Here is a 4,282-nt window from a genome sequence, read left to right on the forward strand (position 1 = left end):
TTGAGGAACAGCTCGCCCAGATAGGGCCCCAGCACCGAGTAGGGCACGTCCAGCTTCTTGGGCCGGTTGGACTTGTCCGTGGGATGCTCCACGAAGAGGGCCTTGTGTCCCATCTCCATGGTTTCCTGCTCCTCGCTGGAATTGGCGGGGTGGACCTTGGGCCCCTGCAGGGGGTGGCGCAGGAAGAGGTACTGGTAGATGAGCGTGGCCAGGGCGTGAAGGTCCGTACGGATGGAGGGCGTCTTGCGGCCGGGATCGTCCAGGGGCAGGCAGCAGGTGCCGATGACCTCGGGGGCCATATAGTTGCGAGTGCCCAGCACGTCGGGCGGGTAGATGCCCGGGACGACGAGGGAATCAATGTCGATGACCGTGCAGCTTCCGTTGATGGGGTCGATGAGCACGTTCTTGGGAGAGAGGTCCGAGTGGGCAAGGCCAGCCGCGTGCATGCGCCGGATGGCTCGGGTCAGGCGGATGCAGATGCGGAAGTAGTTGATCCAGGTGCCCAGCTCCTGTTTGGGGAGCAGGGGTCTGGTCTTGCGGCCGAAGAACCATGTGCCTTCCTTTTCCTTGCCCTGGAAGGGACCGGACTGGAAGAAGTAATTCCGCGGGTATACCGGCGCCACAACGCCGAGTCTCGGGGACTTGACGATGCCGCTCACCCAGCAGAAGTAGTCCTGCCAGTAGTTCCCGTGCGAGCCCTTCAGGGGATTGAAGCGCCCCAGCACGGACTCCAGGCGCGCCAGGCGATGGTTGTCCTGGGAACTCTTGAAGAAACAGACCACCGAGGAGCGGTCCTTGGTGAAGTAGACATCCTTCATGGCCCCTTCGCCGATCAGGTTCGTCTCGTATTCGACCACCTGTCCGTCGAGCAGAATCGCTTTCTCACTCATGACCTACATCTCCTCGTAAAGGACGATCATTGTCCTGTCGTCGAAGGAGCCCCTGACGACGTACGAATCAATCCACAGCAACAGTTGTTCTTCCGGCGGCAGGCTTTCCGCTCCCTGGATCATGGGCTCGCCTCTGGCGATTTCGTGCAGGAGCGCGGGGCTCGCGAGGAAGGCTTCGGGTTCGATACCGGCCGCGCGGGCCATGGTGCGCACGGAGCGCACCAGCACATGCTCGGATTTGCCCTCTCCCGAGAGGCGCAACTGGGTCATGGTTTTGGGGTCCAACGCCAGGTCTTCGGGGGTCTTGCCCTGTTTCTTGAGGGCCTCCTCCAGCCCCTGCGTCCCGGCGGGAGGCAAGGGCAGCACACGGTTGAGGCACAAATCGGCGTAGAGGAGCTTCATGCCCGGGTCTTCCGGGAAGTAGTCGTCGGAGACGCCATCGGTCATGAGCATGAGCGTCCTGAGAGCGCCCACGAAAAGGTGGGTGTTGGCGCGCAGGCTTGCGTCCTCCAGCTTGCGGGGCGATGTGAGGAATTCCGTTTCGCCCGAGAAGGCCCCGCTGTCGGGCTTGGCCAGCACGCGCAGGGAGAACGCCTGGCTCACGGCCGCGATCATGCCGTCGCCGATCTGGCAGGTCATGACGACGTCGCGGGACGTGCCCGCGATCACGGCGCGCGTGTGCACGGCCAACAGCAGCGTGGCCGAGAGGTCCTTGAGAACCAGAGCGCGGCCCAGGCGCGCCGCGTAGGCCGGGTCGGCGGCGCGCTCCTCCACGGCGGCGTCCATGGCCGCGCGGGCGTCGCGCATGGCCTGATGCAGGCTCAGCTGGACTCGCTCCAGCGTCTCGTCGGCGAAGACGCGCTCTTCGGAGGGCTGGATGCCTTCCATTGGCATCTCGGGCAGCTTCAGCTCCCCCAGGGACTGGCGCAAGGACTCCACCGCCGCGCCGCAGGCGGCCATGGAGCCCACGCGCGAGAAGGCGCAGGAGCCCGCCCCGTCGGAGACGGCCAGGAAGCTCCAGTCGCCTGCATGGTCAAGCGCGAACCAGTCATCGCAGTTGGTGCCTTCGTGCTTGTGCTTGCGGCCCCTGGCGCGGGCGGCCAGGGCCGTGAAGCCGTTGGGCATGGCCTTGCGTGCGACGGCATATTCCGTATGCTTGTCCGGGCCTTCGGGCACGGGGACGTATTTCCAGAGGTCCGTGGTGTCCACCGCACGGGGCTGCGGCTCTTCCGGGGCGGGTTCGACGGAAGGGGCCTGCCGCGCCGGATCGGCGGTTTGGGCGGAGGCTACCCCGCCGGAAGCCTGGGAGGCGGCGGCAGGGGGCTGCGTGCTGGCCTGGGACGCCCCGACCGCGCCAGGCGTCGCGGCGGCGGCCTGGACGGATGTCCGCGCCGCGCTCTGGGAGGCGGCGGCAGGGGGCTGCGTGCTGGCCTGGGACGCCCCGACGCCCGCGCCAGGCGTCGCGGCGGCGGCCTGGACGGATGTCCGCGCCGCGCCCTGGGAGGCGGCGGCAGGGGGCTGCGTGCTGGCCTGGGACGCCCTGACCGCGCCAGGCGTCGCGGCGGCGGCCTGGGGGGAGCGGACTTGGGTTGTTCCGACGCCTGCGCCCGGCCTCGCGGCGGCAGCCTGGGCGGCGGCGCGCGTCGCGCCCTGGGGGGCTACCGCTCCGGAGGGGAGGCCCCTGGAGGTCAGCTCAGGGGCGGGAGCGCCGCCAGCCAACTCCCCGCGTTCCTTGAGCGGTGTGAATTCATACGCCGAATCCCTCTCTTCGGAAGCCCCCTGCGTGCCTGAACCTGCCGACGTCTGCTGCTTCGCGGTATCGGACCGGGCATCCGCCTTGCCCTGGACATTCTTCTCCATGTGCTTCTCCATCAGGTATTTTTTTACGCATTTGTGCACTTCCGCGTCCATGTCGCGCAGGCGGGCCTTGCCCCCGGACGCGACCCACTCCTGGAAAACAACCCAGGCGGAGGCGTGCGTCTCCGCCGCGAAACCCTGCTTGGTCATCTTGAGACCGAGGACGCGCCGCGCCGCGTTCGAGAGAAACTCCACCGCGAAATAGCTGGCTGTCCGGCGTTCCTCTCCGCCCTGCTCGATCCAGGCCTCAAGGCGTGGCCTCAATCCCTCGGGCCTGGAAGATGCGTCCGCGGTGCCCTGCTCCGGGTTCAGCCCTCTACGCACCAACGCGCCGATGGCCTCGGCGCAGAGGCGCTGAAATGGTTCGACCAGTTGCGCGTTCAACGGCTTGACTTCTTCCTTGCCGCCCGTCGGGGAGAGCCCCAGCCTGCGGAGGAATTCGGCTGATGTCTGCTTTATGAGATCGTCGTTGCCTTTGGCTGTGCTCATCAGACGGAACCTCTTTCCGGTTAGTCGTCTCGCATCCCGCCGGGCCCGCTGTCCGCGCGCCTCGGCCTGGTTGCCCCGCATGCCGCCCCGGCTGTCTTTCGGGTCTCCCGCGCCTGCTCAAGCCCCGGCCCCTCAGGACACGATCGAGATGCCCGAGGGTGGCTGAGGGATGGACACCGCCGCGCCGCCTCGGGCGTTCACGCCGGCCGTCATGGCCCTGATGGACGCGGACACCCACGCGAAGAACGACTTGAAGGCGTCGGGCTGCACCTCCTCCATGCGCACCACGAACGGCGTGATCCTCTTGAGCGGCATCTCGTCGGCGTAGGGGCCGATGGCGCAAGCGATGATGTTCATGGGGCGAAAACTCATCAAAGCTTCAGCGGCGGTTTCCCAGGAGTCCTGAGGCTGCCGGAAGGACATGAGAAAGACAAAGGGCTTCCAGTCGCCCACCCGGTTGGTGGAGTTCTCTCTCGCCTCCCGTTCGATGCACTCCTTCAGGAGTCCGAGGGCCTCCCCCATGGCCACGGCGCCGTCGGCATCGAGATCAGGCTCCCTGAAGAGACCGAGACTCGAAAGGGGGGAGTTCTGGCGGGCCGAAGAGCCAAATGTGATCACGGACAGCCAGACCGTCGCCATGGCCCGCGGGTCCCCGCGCAGGTCCGCCAGCAAGGACCGGATTCCCTGGCGCACGGATTCGATCTTCTCGCCGTGCATGCCGCCCGAGGCGTCCACCACCAGGTAGATGGGCAATCTTTTAGTATCGTCCATTGCCGTGCCTTTTTGATGGTTCATGGCGTGCCGCTCTTGGCCTTGACGCCCTGCCCGACGTCTCCGGCCGTCTTTCGGTGCTCCCGCACGCGCGGGAGCACCGGCCCGCGCTAGGGCACGATCTGAATTCCAACGGGCGGCGGGGGGATGGTCACCGCCGCGTTGCCCTGGGCGTTCACGCTGGCCGACGTGGCCCTGATGGACGAGGACACCCACTTGAAGAACGCCTTGAAGGCGTCGGGCTGCACCTCTTCCATGCGCACCACGATCTCCGT

Annotated in this window: 3 protein-coding genes; all 3 read right to left on the reverse strand. The window is 66.9% G+C overall.

Translation table 11 applies throughout. The annotated features are described in order from the left end of the window. Nucleotides 1–890 (reverse strand): serine/threonine-protein kinase (locus NNJEOMEG_RS20125; RefSeq protein WP_217270628.1); only part of this gene is annotated, 890 nt, incomplete at its 3' end. A 3-nt stretch (nucleotides 891–893) separates the two neighbouring features. After that, nucleotides 894–3,236, reverse strand: a complete 2,343-nt coding sequence (locus tag NNJEOMEG_RS20130) for a PP2C family serine/threonine-protein phosphatase (RefSeq protein WP_173087266.1) — start codon at nucleotides 3,234–3,236, stop codon at nucleotides 894–896. Between the two features lie 132 nt (nucleotides 3,237–3,368). After that, nucleotides 3,369–4,031, reverse strand: a complete 663-nt coding sequence (locus tag NNJEOMEG_RS20135) for a vWA domain-containing protein (RefSeq protein ID WP_173087267.1) — start codon at nucleotides 4,029–4,031, stop codon at nucleotides 3,369–3,371. Nucleotides 4,032–4,282: the final 251 nt, after the last annotated feature.

This window comes from Fundidesulfovibrio magnetotacticus (assembly GCF_013019105.1).
GTDB classification, from domain to species: domain Bacteria; phylum Desulfobacterota; class Desulfovibrionia; order Desulfovibrionales; family Desulfovibrionaceae; genus Fundidesulfovibrio; species Fundidesulfovibrio magnetotacticus.

Excerpts from the sequence above, each read along its gene's own strand:
- NNJEOMEG_RS20130 (WP_173087266.1), bottom strand. The coding sequence starts at position 3,236 with ATGAGCACAGCCAAAGGCAACGACGATCTCATAAAGCAGACATCAGCC.
- NNJEOMEG_RS20135 (WP_173087267.1), bottom strand. The coding sequence starts at position 4,031 with ATGAACCATCAAAAAGGCACGGCAATGGACGATACTAAAAGATTGCCC.